A 17,795-nucleotide genomic window follows, 5' to 3' on the forward strand; every position below is an offset into this window, starting at 1 on the left:
CAGATTTTTCAATCTGTTTCCGATTCGGGCCTATGTCATAAAAGCGGGAGTATCCTTCGCCTGCCCGCTGCTGCCCAGGCGCTCCATCAGGAATTCGATGAAAATCCGGGTCTTGGCGGGCAGAAGCCGCGTCTCCGTGACCGCGTAGACTGGGAAAGGACCGAGCTGCCAGTCCGGCAGCACCCGCTGCAACTGGCCCGATTGCTGTTCGGCCAGTTGGCCGCCCACGAGCACCGCGATGCCCGCGCCCAGCATGGCCAGGCGCCGGGCCATGGCGACGCCGTTGACGGAAAAGCGGTTCCCTGGCGTGAATTCGATGTGCTGGCTGCCGTTGGTCAACGGCCAGCGGGTCACGCGTCCCGCGCCTTCCGCGCGGAACTCTATGCATTCGTGCCGGGTCAGGTCGCTGGGGTGCTTCGGTTCGCCGTGCTTCGCCAGGTAATCGCGCGAGGCGTACATATGGGCGGGCAGCATGCCCAGCAGCCTTGCAATCTGTGTCGAGTCGGGCAGTTCGCCGATTTCGATGGAAATATCGCAGGTCTGGAACACGCGCGACGCGTGGTCCGGATTGGCCAGATCCAGGAAAAACGTGACGTCGGGGTAGCGGCGGGAAAACTCCATGAACGATTCAGCCAGGAAATCCGTGCCGAAGTCCGCGGGCATGTTCACCCGCAGCGGCCCGGCGGGCGTGTCCACCAGCTTCTGTAGTTCTTCATGGGCGATCTGCGCCTCGGCCACGATGTGCTGGCAGCGTTCGAAGTACAGGCGGCCCGCGTCCGTCAATTCGACCTTGCGCGTGGTGCGGCTGAGCAGCCGCAGGCCGATCGACCGCTCCAGTTCGGCCACCTGGCGGGACAGGGTCGACTTCGGGACGCCGAGCGCCGCCGCGGCGCGGCTGAAGCTGCGCGTTTTCGCGACTTCGACGAAAAGTTCCATGCCTTGCAAGCGTTTCATGACGGAATTCTGTCATATCAAAGGTTTGGAAATTGTCCCATAAATGGAATGATGTTTTCTCGGCGTGCCTCTTTGTTTCTGGGGCGGGATAACTCAGAATGCGAGTTCTGCAATGCAGCAATGCCACGACGCCCAGCCTGCGTGTTCAAGGCAAATCCACCCCGGCCGATCCACACGGACCGCATACGCGCCACGGTCCGGGGAGTTTTTTTTCGCGCACCCCGCGCAACGGGTGCGGCATGGGTACTTTTTTGGAAATCGGGAATGCAATCTATGAATAAGAAAAGCGCTATGTGGCGCGGCGCGGCGGTTGCCACGCTGACGGCATCGGCACTCACACTGGCCGCCTGCGGCAAGAAGCAAGAGGCGCCCCAGGCAGGCAAACCGCAGGTAACGGTGGTGACGCTGGCCGCGCAACCGGTTTCCCTGACCACCGAATTGCCGGGCCGCACCTCGCCCTTCCGCGTGGCCGAAGTGCGTCCCCAGGTCAACGGCATCGTCCAGAAGCGGCTCTTCACCGAAGGCGGCGAGGTCAAGGCGGGGCAGCAGCTCTACCAGATCGACCCCGCGCTCTACCAGGCCAGCTTCGACAGCCAGAAGGCCGCCCTGGCGCGCGCGCAGGCCCAGCAGAAAACGGCCGCGCTGCTGGCCGAGCGCTACAAGCCGCTCGTGGCCACCCGCGCCGTCAGCCAGCAGACCTACGACAACGCCGTCGCCTCGCGCGACCAGGCCGCAGCCGACGTGCTCTCGGCCAAGGCCGCGCTCGACACGGCGCGCATCAACCTCGTTTATACCAAGGTGCTCTCGCCCATCGACGGCATCATCGGCCGTTCCTCGGTGACCGAGGGCGCGCTGGTCACGGCCAACCAGACCTCGGCGCTGGCCTCGGTGCAGCAGATCGACCCGATCTACGTCGACGTCACCCAGTCCAGCGTCCAGTTGCTGCGCCTGCAGAACGCGCTGGCCAGCGGCCAGTTGAAGAAGGCCGACGGCGAACAGGCCGCGCTCGTGACGCTGACGCTGGAAGACGGCTCGCAGTACGCGCAGCAGGGCAAGCTCCAGTTTTCGGAAGTCACGGTCGACCAGGGCACGGGCTCGGTCACCCTGCGCGCGGTGTTCCCCAACCCGGAGCGCCGCCTGCTGCCGGGCATGTTCGTGCGCGCCCGCCTGGCCGACGGCGTGGCCGCCGACGGCCTGCTGGTGCCGCAGCGCGGCGTGACGCGCAACCAGCGCGGCATGCCGACGGCGCTGGTGGTCAACGCCAAGAACCAGGTCGAATTGCGCGAACTGAAGGCCGACCGCGCCGTCGGCGACAAGTGGCTGGTCACCGACGGCCTGTCCGCGGGCGACAAGGTCATCGTGGAAGGCGTGCAGATGGTGCGCCCCGGGGTTGAAGTGATCGCCACCGAAGCCAAGGCCAACGCGCCGCAAGCGCCGCAACCGCAAGCGGCCGCGGCGGCGAAGCAGCAGTAGTCAGGGAGCCACGCATGGCAAAGTTTTTCATCGATAGGCCGGTTTTCGCCTGGGTGATCGCAATCGTGCTGATGATGGCCGGTGCGCTGTCCATCCTGAAGCTGCCGGTCTCCCAATATCCCAACATCGCGCCGCCGGCCATCGGCATCGCGGTGACCTACCCGGGCGCGTCCGCGCAGACCGTGCAGGACACCGTGGTGCAGGTGATCGAGCAGCAGATGAACGGGCTGGACGGCCTGCAATACATCTCGTCGGAAAGCAACTCCGACGGCAGCATGTCCATCACCCTGACCTTCAAGCAGGGCACCAATCCCGACACCGCGCAGGTGCAGGTGCAGAACAAGCTGTCGCTGGCGCAGCCGCTCCTGCCGCAGGAAGTCCAGCAGCAGGGCATCCGGGTCACCAAGGCCACCAAGAACTTCCTGATCGTGGCGGGCTTCGTGTCCACCGACGGCACGATGACCAAGGACGACCTGGCCGACTACGTCGCGTCCTACGTCCAGGATCCCATCAGCCGCACGCAGGGCGTGGGCGACTTCCAGTTGTTCGGCTCGCAGTACGCGATGCGCATCTGGCTGGACCCGGCCAAGCTCGTCAACTACGGCCTGACCACGGTCGACGTGGTGGCGGCGATCAAAGAGCAGAACGTGCAGGTGTCGTCCGGGCAACTGGGCGGCCTGCCGTCCGTGCGCGGCCAGCAGTTGAACGCCACCATCATCGGGCCGTCGCGCCTGGAAAAGGCGGAAGACTTCGGCCGCATCCTGCTCAAGGTCAACACCGACGGTTCGCAGGTGCGGCTGGCCGACGTGGCGCGCATCGAGCTGGGCGGGCAGACCTACGCCATCGACAGCTTCTACAACGGCAAGCCCGCCTCGGGCCTGGCCATCAAGCTGGCGCCCGGCGCAAACGCCCTGGATACGGCGCAGGCGGTGCGCGACACCATCAACAACCTGAAGCCGTACTTCCCGCAGGGCATGGACGTCGTCTATCCGTACGACACGACGCCGTTCGTCAGCCTGTCGATCCACGAAGTGTTCAAGACGCTGGTGGAGGCCATCGTCCTGGTCTTCCTGGTGATGTACCTGTTCCTGCAGAACTTCCGCGCCACCATCATCCCGACGCTGGCCGTGCCGGTCGTGCTGCTGGGCACCTTCGGCGTGCTGGCGGCGTTCGGCTATTCCATCAACACCCTGACCATGTTCGGCATGGTGCTGGCCATCGGCCTGCTGGTGGACGACGCCATCGTGGTGGTGGAAAACGTGGAGCGGGTGATGGCCGAGGAGGGCCTGACGCCCAAGCAGGCCACGCGCAAGTCCATGTCGCAGATCACGGGCGCGCTGATCGGCATCGCCATGGTGCTGGCCGCCGTGTTCATCCCCATGGCGTTCTTCGGCGGCTCCACGGGCGTGATCTATCGCCAGTTCTCCATCACCATCGTGTCTTCCATGGTGCTGTCGGTGCTCGTGGCCATCGTGTTCACGCCGGCCCTGTGCGCGACCCTGCTCCAGCCCATCCCCAAGGGCCACCACGGGTCGAAGAAGGGCTTCTTCGGCTGGTTCAACCGCATGTTCGACCGCAGCAGCCATGGCTACGCCAACAGCGTCGCGCGCGGGCTGAACCGCACCAAGCGCCTGATGGTGATCTACCTGGCCCTGGTCATCGCCATGGGCTGGATGTTCACCCGCATCCCCACCGCGTTCCTGCCGGACGAGGACCAGGGCATCCTGTTCGCCCAGATCCAGACGCCGGCCGGCGCCACGGCGGAAAGCACCAAGGCCGTCATCGACGACGCCACGCAGTACCTGCTCACCGAAGAGAAGGACGCCGTCACCTCCGTGTTCGCGGTCAACGGCTTCAACTTCGGCGGCCGCGGCCAGAACGCGTCCATCCTGTTCATCAAGCTGCGCGACTGGGAAGAACGCGGCGACGCCCGCCTCAAGGCCGGCGCCGTGGCGGGGCGCGCCAACGCGCACTTCGCCAAGACCGAGCGCCGCGCCCAGTTGTTCGTGGTGCCGCCGCCCTCCGTGATGGAACTGGGCAACGTCACCGGCTTCGACTTCCAGTTGATGGACCGCGCCGGCGTGGGCCACGAGAAGCTGCTCGCCGCGCGCAACCAGTTGCTGGGCGAAGCGGCCCAGAGCCCGATCCTGCGGGGCGTGCGCCCCAACGGCATCGAGGACGCGCCGCAGTACCAGCTCGACATCGACCGCGAAAAGGCGCGCGCGCTGGGCGTGGCGGTGTCGGACATCAACAGCACGCTGGCCACCGCCTGGGGATCGTCGTACGTCAACGACTTCATCGACCGCGGCCGCGTGAAGAAGGTGTTCGCGCAGGGCGAGGCGTCCTCGCGCATGCTGCCCGAAGACCTGAACAAATGGTACGTGCGCAACAACGCGGGCGACATGGTGCCGTTCTCGGCCTTCGCCAAAGCCACCTGGAGCTTCGGTCCGCAAAAGCTGAATCGCTATAACGGCGTGCCGTCCTACAACATCCAGGGCCAGGAGGCGCCGGGCTACAGCTCGGGCGCGGCAATGGCGGAAATGGAACGGCTGGCTTCCAAGCTGCCGGTGGGCGTGGGCTTCGAATGGACGGGCCTGTCGTTCGAAGAACGCCTGTCGGGCGCCCAGGCGCCGGCCCTCTACGCCATTTCGCTGATCGTGGTGTTCCTGTGCCTGGCGGCGCTGTATGAAAGCTGGACCATCCCGTCCGCGGTGATGCTGGTGGTGCCCCTGGGCATCATCGGGGCGCTGCTCGCCACCTTGATGCGCGGCCTGTCCAACGACGTGTACTTCCAGGTGGGCCTGCTCACTACCATCGGGCTGGCGGCCAAGAACGCCATCCTGATCGTGGAATTCGCCAAGGAGCACTACGAGGCGGGCGCCAGCCTGACGGAATCGGCCATCCATGCCGCCCGCCAGCGCCTGCGTCCCATCCTGATGACGTCCCTGGCGTTCATCCTGGGCGTGACGCCGCTCGCGATCTCGTCCGGCGCCGGCTCGGGCAGCCAGAACGCCATCGGCACGGGCGTGATCGGCGGCATGCTGACCGGCACCTTCCTGGCCATCTTCTTCGTCCCGGCCTTCTTCGTGATCATGCTGCGCGTGTTCAAGGTCAAGCGCATGAGCGAAAACGTGGACAAGCACGACACCAGCGCCAACGGCTCGCAGGACGTGTCCGCGGAAGGACAATCGCAATGAAATTCCCGATGAGAACCTTGCTGTCTGTTTCCCTGGCGGCGGCCCTGGCGGGCTGCTCGCTGGCCCCCACGTACGAACGGCCGGACGCGCCGATCGATGCGGCTTATCCCACGGGTCCGTCCTATAAAGCGGCCCAGCCTGCCGACGCGGGCGGCCTGGCCACGGCCGATATCGGCTGGCGCGATTTCTTCGGCGATCCGCTGCTGCAACAACTGATCGAGCAGTCGCTGGCGAACAACCGCGACCTGCGCGTGGCGGCCCTGAACGTCGAGGCGGCGCGCGCGCAGTACCGTATTCAGCGCGCCGACCTGATGCCCAGCGTGGGCATCGCGGGCCAGGAGACGGCCCAGCGCTCGCCGGCGGACCTGTCGGCCAGCGGGCGCGCCACCACCAGCCACACCTACCAGGTCGGCGCCGCGATGTCCGCCTGGGAACTGGACCTGTTCGGCCGCATCCGCAGCCTGAGCGACCAGGCGCTGGAGACCTATCTGGCGCTGGACGAAACGCGCACGGCCACCCAGCTCACGCTGATCGCCGAGGTCGCCAACGCCTACCTGACGATGCGCGCCGACCAGGAACTCCTGGCGCTCACCCGCGACACCCTCAGGAGCCAGGAGGATTCCTTCAAGCTCACGCAGCAAAGCTACGACCAGGGCCTGTCCACGGCGCTGGACCTGAGCCAGGCGGAAGTGTCGCTGCGCACCGCGCAGCGCAACCTGTCGCAGTACACGCGGCAGGCCGCGCAGGACCGCAACGCCCTGGTGCTGCTGGTGGGCCAACCCTTGCCGCCCGAGATGACGGCGGCGCTGGACAGCGCGGTCAAGCTGGACGACGGCATGCTGCCGACCACGCTGCCGGCCGGGCTGCCCTCGGACCTGCTGGCGCGGCGCCCGGACATCCGCGCGGCCGAGCACCAGTTGAAGGGCGCCAACGCCAATATCGGCGCGGCGCGCGCCGCCTTCTTCCCGACCATCAGCCTGACCGGCTCGGCCGGCACCGCCAGCGCCAGCCTGGGCGGCCTGTTCGAAGGCGGCTCGGGCGCCTGGAGCTTCGTGCCCCAGATCACGGTGCCGATCTTCGCCGGCGGCTCGCTGCTGGCCGGCCTGGACCTCGCGAAGGTGCAGAAGAACATCCAGGTGGCGCAATACGAGAAATCCATCCAGACCGGCTTCCGCGAGGTGGCGGACGCCCTGGCCGGGCGCGGCACGCTGGACGAGCAGATCCAGGCGCAGCAGCTCCTGGTGGCGGCCAACCAGCGCGCCTACGACGCGTCGGAGCAGCGCTTCCGCCAGGGAATCGACGACTACCTGAGCGTGCTGGATTCGCAGCGTTCGCTCTATAGCGCGCAGCAGGCCCTGGTGGATACCCGCCTGGCCCGCCTGGCCAACCTGGTCACCCTGTACAAGGTGCTGGGCGGCGGCTGGACCGAACGCACCGCGACCGCCCAGGCCGGTTCGTGATGGGCGCCGCGCACCCCGCGCGGCGCCTGGAATGAAAACGGGCCGATCGGAAGATCGGCCCGTTTTCATTGCCTATGCAGCAAGGCGTCAGGCGCGCTTCTTGGCGATCAGGCCCACCACGAACAGCACGACGATCGCGCCGACGACCGAACCGATCCAGCCCGCGGGCTCGCCCGGCGCGTACCAGCCCAGGGACTGGCCCAGGAAACCGGCGACGACCGAACCGATGATACCCAGGATGGTGGTCATGATGATCCCCATGTTCTGGTCTCCGGGCATGATGGCGCGGGCGATCAGGCCCACGATGAACCCGACGATGATCATGATGATGATGCTCATGCGCGTACTCCTTGACTAGAGTAAAAGGGGGCAGTGTGCACAGATGATACCCAAGCCGCGCCCGCGCCGGCTGTAACAACTGGTATGCGAAGGGCGCGGGCTCAGGAGGTCAGGTCGATAAGCTGGCGCACGTCCTTGGTCAGCGCCTCGATGCTGTCCGTATCCGAGGCCAGCAGGCGCGCCTTGCCGTCCTTGTCGAAAATGTACACGCCGCGGCTGTGCGTGACCTCGTACATGTCCGCGTCGTCGCCGGGGCGGGGCTTCTCGATCTGGTAGGCCACGCGGTAGCGCCGCGCCAGGTCGGCGATCTGCTTTTCGTCGCCCGTCACGCCGATGGCGTTGTTGTTGAAGGCGTTGACGTAGGCCTGCAGGATATCGGGCGTGTCGCGGTGCGGGTCCACGCTGACGAACAGGATGCGCACGTCGCGGGCCTTGTCGCCCAGGTTCTGCAGCACGGCCGTCAACTGCGCCATGGTGGTGGGGCAGATGTCCGGGCAACTGGCGTAGCCGAAGAACAGCAGCACGGTCTTGCCCTTCAGGTCGTCGCTGCTGACCGTCTTGCCGCCCGCCCCGGGCAGCGAGAATTTGAGGTCGGGCAGGTGCCCCTTCACGTTGTAGAGCGTCCAATCGACGTTCCTGTCGCCGCAGGCGGCAAGGAACACGCACAGGGCCAGCAGCAGGCCGCGCCAGGCGCGGCCGGAAATGAGGTGTCGCATGAGTCCAGGGGCGGGTAAAGGGGTAAACCTTTCGATTCTACCCGCAAGCCGGGGACGTGGCCTCGGGGCGGCCGCCGGCGCGCGTGGCGATGTGGCGGCGGCTTGTCCTGGCGCAAGCGCGGCGCGGAAAGCGCGACGGCCCGCGCGAGGCGGGCCGTCGGAGAACGCGGGGGCGCCGGGCGATCAGGCGGGCGTCATGCCGCTGTGGCGCAGCAGGGCGTCGATGCGCGGGGCGCGGCCGCGGAAAGCGGCGAAGGAGTCGGCCGCCGGGCGCGAACCGCCCACCGCCAGCACCTCGCGGCGGAAGCGGGCGCCCGTCGCCGGGTCCAGCGTGCCCAGCGCATTGCCGGCCTGCAGGGCGGCGGCTTCCTCGAAGGCTTCATAGGCGTCGGCGGAGAGCACCTCCGCCCACTTGTAGCTGTAGTAGCCCGCGCCGTAGCCGCCCGCGAACAGGTGCGAGAACGCATGCGGCAGGCGGTGCCAGGCCGGTGGGAACAGCACGGCCACTTCCTTGCGCACTTCCTGCAGCAGGTCCAGCACTTCGCCGATGGAAGCGCCCTTGGCGCGGTCGTGCATCAGCATGTCGAACAGCGCGAACTCGATCTGGCGCACCGTCTGCATGCCGCTCTGGTAGTTGCGCGCGGCGAGCAGGCGGTCGTAGAGCGCGCGCGGCAGCGGTTCGCCCGTATCGACGTGGGCCGACAGCTTCTGCACCACCGCCCACTCCCAGCAGAAGTTCTCCATGAACTGCGAGGGCAGTTCGATGGCGTCCCATTCCACGCTGGCGAAGGCCGCCGCGCCCGGCTCGTCCACCTCGGACAGCAGGGCGTGCAGGGCATGGCCGGTTTCATGGAACAGCGTGATCACGTCGTCGTGGGTCAGGACGGCGGCGCGGTCGCCGTTGGGGCGCGAGAAATTGCAGGTGAGATAGGCGATGGGCGTCTGCACCTGGCCGCCTACGACGCGGCGCGTGCGTTCGCTGTCGACCCAGGCGCCGCTTTGCTTGCCGGAGCGGGCGTACAGGTCCAGGTAGAGGTGGCCGATGAGCTTGCCGTCGGGGCTTTCCACGCGCACGCCGCGCACGTCGCCGTGCCAGGACGAGACCGGCGTTTCCGCCAGGCGCACGTCGAACAGGGTTTCGATCACTTCGAACAGCCCGGCCAGCACGCGCGGCTCGGTGAAATACTGCTTCACCTCGTCCTCGGAATAGGCGTAGCGCGATTCGCGCAGGCGTTCCGAGGCATAGGGCACGTCCCAGGGCTGCAGCTCGTCCAGCCCGAGTTCGGCGGCGGCGTAGGCCTTCAGTTCGGCCAGGTCTCGCTGGGCGAACGGCTTGGCGCGCGCCGCCAGGTCGCGCAGGAAAACGGTGACTTCGCGGGCGTCGCGGGCCATGCGGGTCTGCAGGCGCAGCGCCGCGAAAGTACCCAGGCCCAGCAGGCCGGATTCTTCGGCGCGCAGGGCCAGCAGTTCTTCGATCAGGGGGGAATTGTCGAACTGGGCGTCGCCCTGTTCGGAGGCCACCGTGCCGTAGCCACGGTACAGCGCCTCGCGCAGCGCGCGGTCCTGAGCGTACTGCATGACGGGCAGGTAGCAGGGCATTTTCAGCGTGAGCTTCCAGCCCGGCTTGCCGTCTTCCTCGGCCGCGGCGCGGGCGGCGGCCCGCACGTCGGCGGGAATGCCGGCCAGGCGGGATTCGTCCTCGATCGCCAGCGACCAGGCGTCGATGGAATCCAGCACGTTTTCGGAGAATTTCTGCGAAGCCTGGGCCTCGCGGTCGGAAATGGCGGCGTAGCGTTCGCGGTCGGCGCCTTGCAGCTCGACGCCGCTCAGCCGGAAATCGCGCAGGGCCATTTCCACGATGCGCCGGCGCACCGGCGGCCAGGAGGCGAAATCGGGGGCGGCGGCCAGGCGCTGGTACTGCTTGTACAGGCCTTCGTGCAGGCCGACCCAGGTGGAGAATTCGGTCACCAGGGGCAGGGCGGCGTTGTACGCCTCGCGCAGCTCCGGCGTATTGACCACGGCGTTCAGGTGGCCCGCCACCGACCAGGCGCGCCACAGGCGTTCCGAGGCGGTATCCAGCGGCTCGACCACGGCTTCCCAGGTGGGCGCGAGCTTGGGGTCGGCCGCCGCGTCGACGGCCTGGCGGGCGATGCCCAGCAGCTCCTCGACGGCCGGCACGATATGCCCGGGCTTGACGGCCGCGTAATCGACCAGATCGGAAACAGGAGCGAGCAGGGGGTTTTGGGACATGGCGGTAGCGGCGTGAATGAAGGCGGGCGATGGATAAAGATCAGGTAGGGACGAAATACCCGAATGCAAGGTGCGCCGGCGAAGGCGGTGGGGCAGGCGGTGGAGCAGGCGGTGGAGCAGGTGTCTGACACCCCTACGGGATGACCGTCAAGCTGCCAGGATCGTTCCCGGGTGTCAGACACCCACGGAGAGGCAGGCTCGATACAAGTGTCTGACACCCCTACGAGATGACCGTCAGGCTGCCAGGATGGTTCCCGGGTGTCAGACACCCACGGAATACCCAGACAAAGCAACGATCGTCTCCTCGGGTGTCAGACACAAACGGACCTCTCTCCCCGAGGCGTCAGACACAGAGAGACAATCTCAGGAAGCCGCCGCCCGTTCGGCCGCTTCGACGGTATTGACCAGCAGCATGGCGATGGTCATGGGACCCACGCCGCCCGGAACGGGCGTGATGGCGCCGGCCACTTCCTTGGCCGAGGCGAAGTCCACGTCGCCGCAGAGCTTGCCGTCCGCGCCGCGGTTGATGCCCACGTCGATGACGACGGCGCCGGGCTTGATCATCGAGCCGTCGATCATGCCGGGCTTGCCGGTGGCGACCACCAGCACGTCGGCGCGGCGGGTCTGCGCGCCCAGGTCGCGCGTCTTGGAATTGCACAGGGTGATGGTGGCGCCCGCCTGCAACAGCAGCATCGCCATGGGCTTGCCGACGATATTGCTGGCGCCCACGATCACGGCCTCGGCGCCGCGCAGCGCCACGCCCTCGGATTCCAGCATCTTCATCACGCCGTAGGGCGTGCAGGGGCGGAACAGCGGCTGGCCGGTCATGAGCAGGCCGGCGTTGCTGATGTGGAAGCCGTCCACGTCCTTCTCGGCCGCGATGGCCTCGATGACCTTGTGGGAGTCCATGTGCTTGGGCAGGGGCAATTGCACCAGGATGCCGTGGATGGACTGATCCCGGTTCAGCTCGCCGATGCGGGCCAGCAATTCGGCCTCGGTCATGTCGGCGGGGTATTGCTCTTTCACGGAGTGCAGGCCGGCCTTTTCGCAGGCGGCGACCTTGTTGCGCACGTAAACCTGGGAGGCGGGGTCTTCGCCCACCAGCACCACGGCCAGGCCGGGGCGGGTTCCCTTGGCGGCCAGGGCGGAAACGCGCTGGGCCACTTCTTCGCGGATGCGCTGCGACAGGGCGGCGCCGTCAATAATCCTTGCGGTCATGCGTAAACCTCCGCGCTGCGCGCTTCGGTATTCGCCTTGGGGGCGGCCCGGCGGCTCATGCATGCGCCTCCGGTTTGGCCAAGGCGACCTTCATCAAGTCGGCTACGGTAGTCACTTCCAATTTCTCCATGATGTTGGCGCGGTGCGCCTCGACGGTCTTGATGCTGATGCCCAGGTCGTCGGCGATCTGCTTGTTCAAGCGGCCGGCGACGATGCGCTCCAGCACCTGCTGCTCGCGCGCGGTCAGGCGCGCCAGCATGGCTTCGTGGTCCTTCTGGGCCTGGTGCTTGCTGACGCGCTGCGTCGCCTGCTCCAGCATGCGCGCCACGATTTCCCGCAGGTCCGATTCATTGAACGGCTTTTCCAGGAAGTCGACCGCGCCCTTTTTCATCGTCGATACGGCCATCGGCACGTCGCCGTGGCCGGTGATGAACACGATGGGCAGCGGGGCATTGCGGGCGATCAGTTGTTCCTGCAGTTCCAGGCCGCTCATGCCGGGCATGCGCACGTCGGCGATCAGGACGCCGACCTGGCTGGCGTCGTAGTCTTCCAGGAAGGATTCGCCGCTGGCATAGGCGCGGACGCGATAGCCATTGGCCTCCAATAGCCAGCGCAGCGAATCGCGTACCGCTTCGTCGTCGTCAACAATGAATACCGTGGTCGACAGGTGGGGCGTGTTCATGCGTGCAACTCCTCGGACTGATCGTTCTGGGCCTGCGTCTGGGTCGCAGCGCAGGGCAGGGTAAAGCGGAAGATAGTACCGCCGGCGGGGTTGGGGTCTGCCCACAGGCGGCCGTGATGCGATTCAATAATGGTACGGCAGATATTCAGTCCCATGCCCAGGCCCTGGGTCTTGGTGCTGAAGAAAGGTTCGAACAGGCGCTCGGGCTCGGCCAGGCCGTGGCCGCGGTCGACCACCGCCACTTCGATGTGCTGTTCGTGCAGGATCACGGCGACCTTGAGCTCGTCGGATTCGCTTTTTTCCATGGCCTCCAGCCCGTTTTTCAGCAGGTTCAGCAGCACCTGCTCGATCAGGATGGGGTCGGCCAGCACGTCCGGCGCGTTCGACGGCACGAACCTGTCGATGCGGATGCGGCGCTTGCGCGCGTCGATGTCGGCGAAGCCGATGGCATTGTCGACAATGCGGCCGATGGCCACGCGCTGGCGGCGGGGTTCGCTGCGCTTCACGAATTCACGGATGCGGCTGATGATCTTGCCGGCGCGCTCGGCCTGGGAGGCGGCCTTTTCCAGGGCGGGCAGCAGCATGTTGGGGCTGGTGTGGCCAGCCTTGACCAGCGCCACCGCGCCCATGCTGTAGTTGGCGATGGCGGTCAGCGGCTGGTTCAGTTCGTGCGCCAGCGACGAGGCCATTTCGCCCATGGTGGTCAGGCGGCTGGTGAGCTGGATCTTTTCCTGCTGCACGCGGGACGCCTCTTCGTGGACGCGGCGCTCGGTGATGTCGCGCGCCACCTGCATGCGCACGCGGCGGCCGTCGGTCCAGGCCAGCATGCGGTGGTGCACTTCGAACCAGCGCTGCACGGAGGGCGCGAAGACCTCGACGGATTCATCGGTGAAGCGGCCGCGGCGGCCGGCCAGGAGTTCGTCGTGGCCGCCGGTCTGCGCGCCGAAGACGCGCCGGTAAGTGCGGTTGGCAAACAGCAGTTCCAGGCCGTCGTGGGTGTCGGCGGTGACCGAAATGGCGTCGTCCAGGCCTTCCAGCACCGTCATGAAGCGCTCGTGCGCGGCGGTCAGGGCCTCGCGGATGCGCTTGGGTTCGGTGATGTCGGTCATGGAGGTCATCCAGCCGATCTGGTTGCCGTTGGGATCCAGCAGGGGGGACACGTACATGCGCGCCGTGAAGCGGGAACCGTCGCGGCGCTGCGCCTCGACCTCCAGGCCGCTGCTGGGCGTCTTGCCGGACATCAGCACGTCCAGCGTGTGCTGGTGCTGTTCGTGGCGGCCCGGCACCCAATAGGGGAAGGGGGGGCTGCGGCCGATCAGGTCGGCCTCGTTCCAGCCGATCATGCGGCAGAACGCGGGGTTCACGTAGGCGATGCGGCCTTCCATGTCCAGCACGCGCATGCCGGTGGACATGGAATTCTCCATGGCGCGGCGAAAACCGGTCTCGGCGATCAGGGCGGCTTCGGCGGACGAGCGGAAGCGCGTGTACCGCCACAGCATCAGCAGGCTGATGACGATCACGCAGGACAGGGCCAGCACCACCCATATCAGGCGCTGCTGGCGCATTTCCTGGTCGATCGTGACAAACATGACGCTGTCGTCATGGATGCGCTGCAACCAGAAGAACACCGCCATCACACAGATATAGAGGATCAGCACCATCGCGGGCGTGACCCAGTACACCCCCCGCCGGCGGGTGCGGGCGTGATCGTGGAACGGCGTAGGAATATTGGACTTGGGCGCGCTGGACATGGAATTCGGGCCGGATAGACCGCGCATTTTAGTGCGTGTTGGCGGTGAATTGCCGGGAATCGACGCCTCCATTTGGAGGACATACTAAAAAGGATGAGGCGAAGTCGTTCAGCTTGGGGTCAATTTTCCGTATTATGAAATGCCGTACCGCAACATGAAATTTTCCTTGCGACCGGTTACTCTTCTTTCTTAGAATGCCGGCTGATAGGGAACCGACCCAAGCAGGTCTCTAGAACACCCCGACCCATGCATGGCATGGTAGCCCGGATGATCCCGGCTACCATGCAATGTCCGCGAGTAGATAAATAAGCGGGTGTGGTCACGAACGAACCCAAACAGGAGACACACGATGTCCTCTTTCGCCCAGGCTGGCGCCGTGCAGGCTGCCAACGACGAAGACACCCTTGAAACCCAGGAGTGGCTCGAAGCCCTGGCGGCAGTCCTTGATCGCGAAGGACCGCAGCGCGCCCACTATCTGCTCGAACGCCTGATCGACGAAGCCCGTCGTTCCGGCGCTCACATCCCATTTTCGCCGAATACCGCGTACGTCAACACGATCCCCCCCGGCCTGGAGCCGGCGCATCCGGGCAACCTGGAACTGGAAGCCCGCATCCGTTCGTACGTGCGCTGGAACGCCATGGCCATGGTGGTCAAGGCCAACAAGCACAACCCGCCGGACGGTGGCGACCTGGGCGGCCACATCGCGTCGTTCGCGTCGCTGGCCACCATGATCGGCTGCGGCCAGAACCACTTCTGGCACGCGGAAGACGAAAGCCACGGCGGCGACCTGGTCTATTTCCAGGGCCACACCTCGCCCGGCATGTACGGCCGCGCCTACCTCGAAGGCCGCCTGACCGAAGACCAGTTGAACCACTTCCGCCAGGAAGTGGACGGCAAGGGCCTGTCCTCGTACCCGCACCCGAAGCTGATGCCGGACTTCTGGCAGTTCCCGACGGTGTCGATGGGCCTGGGCCCGCTGATGGCGATCTACCAGGCGCGCTTCCTGAAGTACCTGCACGCGCGCGGCATCGCCGACACGAGCAAGCGCAAGGTCTGGGTATTCTGCGGCGACGGCGAGATGGACGAACCCGAATCGCTGGGCGCCATCGCGCTGGCTGCGCGCGAAAAGCTGGACAACCTGATTTTCGTGATCAACTGCAACCTGCAGCGCCTGGACGGTCCGGTGCGCGGCAACGGCAAGATCATCCAGGAACTGGAAGGCGACTTCCGCGGTTCGGGCTGGAACGTGATCAAGCTGATCTGGGGCGGCTACTGGGATCCGCTGCTGGCGCACGACAAGGAAGGCATCCTGCGCCAGATCATGGAAGAGACCGTGGACGGCGAGTACCAGGCGTACAAGGCCAACGACGGCAAGTTCGTGCGCGAGCATTTCTTCGGCAAGCATCCGAAGCTGCTGGAAGCGGTGTCGCGCATGAGCGACGAGGACATCTGGCGCCTGAACCGCGGCGGCCATGACCCGCACAAGGTGTTCGCCGCGTTCGACTCGGCCGCCAAGCACGAAGGCCAGCCCACCGTGATCCTGGCCAAGACGATCAAGGGCTACGGCATGGGCCACGTCGGCCAGGCCAAGAACCCGACCCACCAGCAGAAGAAGCTGGAGCTGGATTCCATCCGCGAATTCCGCGACCGCTTCGCGATCCCCATCCCGGACGACCAACTGGCCGATCTGCCGTACTTCAAGCCGGCCGACGACTCGCCCGAAATGAAGTACCTGCACGAGCGCCGCGCCGCGCTGGGCGGCTACCTGCCGCACCGCCGCCAGAAGGCCGACGAGCACCTCAAGGCCCCGGCGCTGGACGCCTTCAAGGCCGTGCTGGAGCCCACCGCGGAAGGCCGCGAGATCTCCACCACCCAGGCTTTCGTGCGCATCCTGAACCAGGTCCTGCGCGACAAGGAACTCGGTCCGCGCGTCGTGCCGATCCTGGCCGACGAATCGCGCACCTTCGGCATGGAAGGCCTGTTCCGCCAGATCGGCATCTATGCGCCGGAAGGCCAGAAGTACACCCCGGTCGACAAGGACCAGGTCATGTACTACAAGGAATCGGCCGACGGCCAGCTCCTGCAGGAAGGCATCAACGAAGCGGGCGCGATGAGCTCCTGGATTGCGGCGGCCACGTCGTACTCCTCGAACAACCGCATCATGATCCCGTTCTTCATCTATTACTCGATGTTCGGGTTCCAGCGCATCGGCGACCTGGCCTGGGCGGCCGGCGACATGCAGGCGCGCGGCTTCCTCCTGGGCGGCACCGCCGGGCGCACCACGCTCAACGGCGAAGGCCTGCAGCACGAAGACGGCCACAGCCACATCCTGGCGTCCACGATCCCGAACTGCGTCTCGTACGACCCGACGTTCGGCCACGAACTGGCCGTGATCGTCCAGCATGGCTTGAAGCGCATGGTGGAAGACCAGGAAAACGTCTACTACTACCTGACGGTGATGAACGAGAACTACCCGCAGCCCGGCCTGACCGCGGGCGACGAGGAAGGCATCATCAAGGGGATGTACAAGCTGCAGTCGCGCGGCAAGGGCAAGAACCGCGTCCAACTGATGGGTTCGGGCACGATCCTGCGCGAAGTCATGGCCGCGCAAGAGCTGCTGGAAGCCGATTGGGGCGTGGCCTCGGATCTGTGGAGCGTCACCAGCTTCACCGAACTGCGCCGCAACGGCCTGGACGCCGAACGCCACAACATGCTGCACCCCGAAGAAAAGAAGCCGCAGGTGGCTTACGTCACGGAGCAACTGGCCAAGACGGAAGGTCCGATCATCGCGTCGACCGACTACATGAAACTCTTTGCCGACCAGATCCGTCCGTTCGTGCCCAAGGGCCGCGAATACAAGGTGCTGGGCACCGATGGTTTCGGCCGCTCGGATTTCCGCTCGAAGCTGCGCGAGCACTTCGAAGTGGACCGCCACTTCGTCGTGGTCGCCGCGCTGCGCGCGCTGGCCGACGAGGGCAAGGTGCCGGTGGCCAAGGTGGCCGAAGCCATCAAGAAGTACGGCATCAATCCGAACAAAGCCAACCCGCAATACGCCTGAGGGTAAAGAGACATGAGCAACATCGTGCAAATCAAGGTTCCCGACATCGGCGACTTCAAGGAAGTGGAAGTCATCGAGGTTCTGGTGGCGGTGGGCGACACGATCAAGGCCGAACAAAGCCTGATCACCGTCGAATCCGACAAGGCCTCGATGGAAATCCCCGCGTCGCAGGGCGGTGTGGTGAAGTCCATCAACGTGAAGGTGGGCGACAAGGTCGCCGAAGGCACGGTCGTGCTGGAAGTGGAAGCCGCAGAAGCCCAGGTGTCAGACACCCAAGCGAAGACGGCGCCCCAAGCTGCCGGCAGCCAGGTGTCTGACACCCAAAAGAATGCCTCGGCCGCCCCGGTGTCTGACACCCCCAAGAACGCGCCGGCGCCCGCCGCCAGCACCGGCCCCATCGAGATCCAGGTCCCCGACATCGGCGACTTCAAGGAAGTCGAAGTCATCGAAATCATGGTCAACGTCGGCGACACCATCAAGGCCGAACAAAGCCTGATCACCGTCGAGTCCGACAAGGCCTCGATGGAAATCCCCGCTTCGCAGGGCGGCGTGGTCAAGGAAGTGAAGGTCAAGGTGGGCGACAAGGTCGCCAAGGGCTCGGTCGTGGTCGTAGTGGAGGGCGCCGCGCCCGCCGCCGGCGCCGCTGCCGCCCCGGCCGCCAAGGCCGAGGCCGCTCCCGCGCCCGCGGCCAGGACCG

12 protein-coding genes are annotated in these 17,795 nt (G+C 66.2%); 5 read left to right on the forward strand and 7 right to left on the reverse strand.

The genetic code is table 11. The features are described from left to right. Positions 1-30: 30 nt before the first annotated feature. Positions 31-936: a LysR family transcriptional regulator gene (locus AVE30378_RS27220; RefSeq protein ID WP_129245516.1), complete on the reverse strand. Its 906-nt coding sequence runs from the start codon at positions 934-936 to the stop codon at positions 31-33. 291 nt (positions 937-1,227) lie between these two features. Here AVE30378_RS27220 and AVE30378_RS27225 point away from each other — a divergent pair, with 291 nt between their 5' ends. The 3 genes from AVE30378_RS27225 to adeC are packed head-to-tail and all read left to right on the forward strand — an operon-like array spanning position 1,228 to position 7,084. Continuing rightward, complete coding sequence (locus AVE30378_RS27225; protein ID WP_422393663.1) at positions 1,228-2,427, forward strand: efflux RND transporter periplasmic adaptor subunit; 1,200 nt, start codon at positions 1,228-1,230, stop codon at positions 2,425-2,427. A 14-nt stretch (positions 2,428-2,441) separates the two neighbouring features. Further along, positions 2,442-5,624 (forward strand): efflux RND transporter permease subunit, encoded by a 3,183-nt coding sequence (locus AVE30378_RS27230; protein ID WP_129245496.1) that lies wholly within the window; start codon positions 2,442-2,444, stop codon positions 5,622-5,624. Continuing rightward, a complete protein-coding gene (adeC, locus tag AVE30378_RS27235) occupies positions 5,621-7,084 on the forward strand; it encodes an AdeC/AdeK/OprM family multidrug efflux complex outer membrane factor (protein WP_129245498.1) in 1,464 nt (487 codons plus the stop codon). The genes AVE30378_RS27230 and adeC overlap by 4 nt, the downstream gene beginning before the upstream one ends. Positions 7,085-7,171: 87 nt before the next feature. Here adeC and AVE30378_RS27240 read toward each other — a convergent pair whose 3' ends face one another. The 6 genes from AVE30378_RS27240 to AVE30378_RS27265 all read right to left on the reverse strand — a co-directional run bounded on the left by AVE30378_RS27240 (position 7,172) and on the right by AVE30378_RS27265 (position 14,040). Next, entirely contained in the window at positions 7,172-7,423 is a 252-nt protein-coding gene (locus AVE30378_RS27240; protein ID WP_129245500.1) for a GlsB/YeaQ/YmgE family stress response membrane protein, read from the reverse strand. Between the two features lie 101 nt (positions 7,424-7,524). Continuing rightward, positions 7,525-8,139, reverse strand: a complete 615-nt coding sequence (locus AVE30378_RS27245; protein WP_129245502.1) for an SCO family protein — start codon at positions 8,137-8,139, stop codon at positions 7,525-7,527. Positions 8,140-8,322: 183 nt separating this feature from the next. Further along, entirely contained in the window at positions 8,323-10,389 is a 2,067-nt protein-coding gene (locus AVE30378_RS27250) for a M3 family metallopeptidase (RefSeq protein ID WP_129245504.1), read from the reverse strand. Positions 10,390-10,752: 363 nt separating this feature from the next. Further along, positions 10,753-11,607, reverse strand: coding sequence for a bifunctional methylenetetrahydrofolate dehydrogenase/methenyltetrahydrofolate cyclohydrolase FolD (gene folD, locus AVE30378_RS27255; protein WP_129245506.1), 855 nt, complete (start codon positions 11,605-11,607; stop codon positions 10,753-10,755). Positions 11,608-11,662: 55 nt separating this feature from the next. Continuing rightward, on the reverse strand, positions 11,663-12,289 hold the full coding sequence (locus AVE30378_RS27260; RefSeq protein WP_129245508.1) for a response regulator transcription factor: 627 nt from the start codon (positions 12,287-12,289) through the stop codon (positions 11,663-11,665). Further along, on the reverse strand, positions 12,286-14,040 hold the full coding sequence (locus AVE30378_RS27265; protein WP_129245510.1) for a PAS domain-containing sensor histidine kinase: 1,755 nt from the start codon (positions 14,038-14,040) through the stop codon (positions 12,286-12,288). Before AVE30378_RS27265 ends, AVE30378_RS27260 begins: the two co-directional genes overlap by 4 nt. A 349-nt stretch (positions 14,041-14,389) precedes the next feature. Between AVE30378_RS27265 and aceE the strand changes: the two genes are divergently transcribed. Continuing rightward, positions 14,390-17,098 (forward strand): pyruvate dehydrogenase (acetyl-transferring), homodimeric type, encoded by a 2,709-nt coding sequence (aceE, locus tag AVE30378_RS27270; RefSeq protein WP_129245512.1) that lies wholly within the window; start codon positions 14,390-14,392, stop codon positions 17,096-17,098. 12 nt (positions 17,099-17,110) lie between these two features. Next, the coding region (locus tag AVE30378_RS27275; protein WP_341868048.1) for a biotin/lipoyl-containing protein at positions 17,111-17,795 on the forward strand (685 nt) is incomplete at its 3' end.

The organism is Achromobacter veterisilvae (genome assembly GCF_900496975.1).
Lineage (GTDB): Bacteria > Pseudomonadota > Gammaproteobacteria > Burkholderiales > Burkholderiaceae_B > Achromobacter > Achromobacter veterisilvae.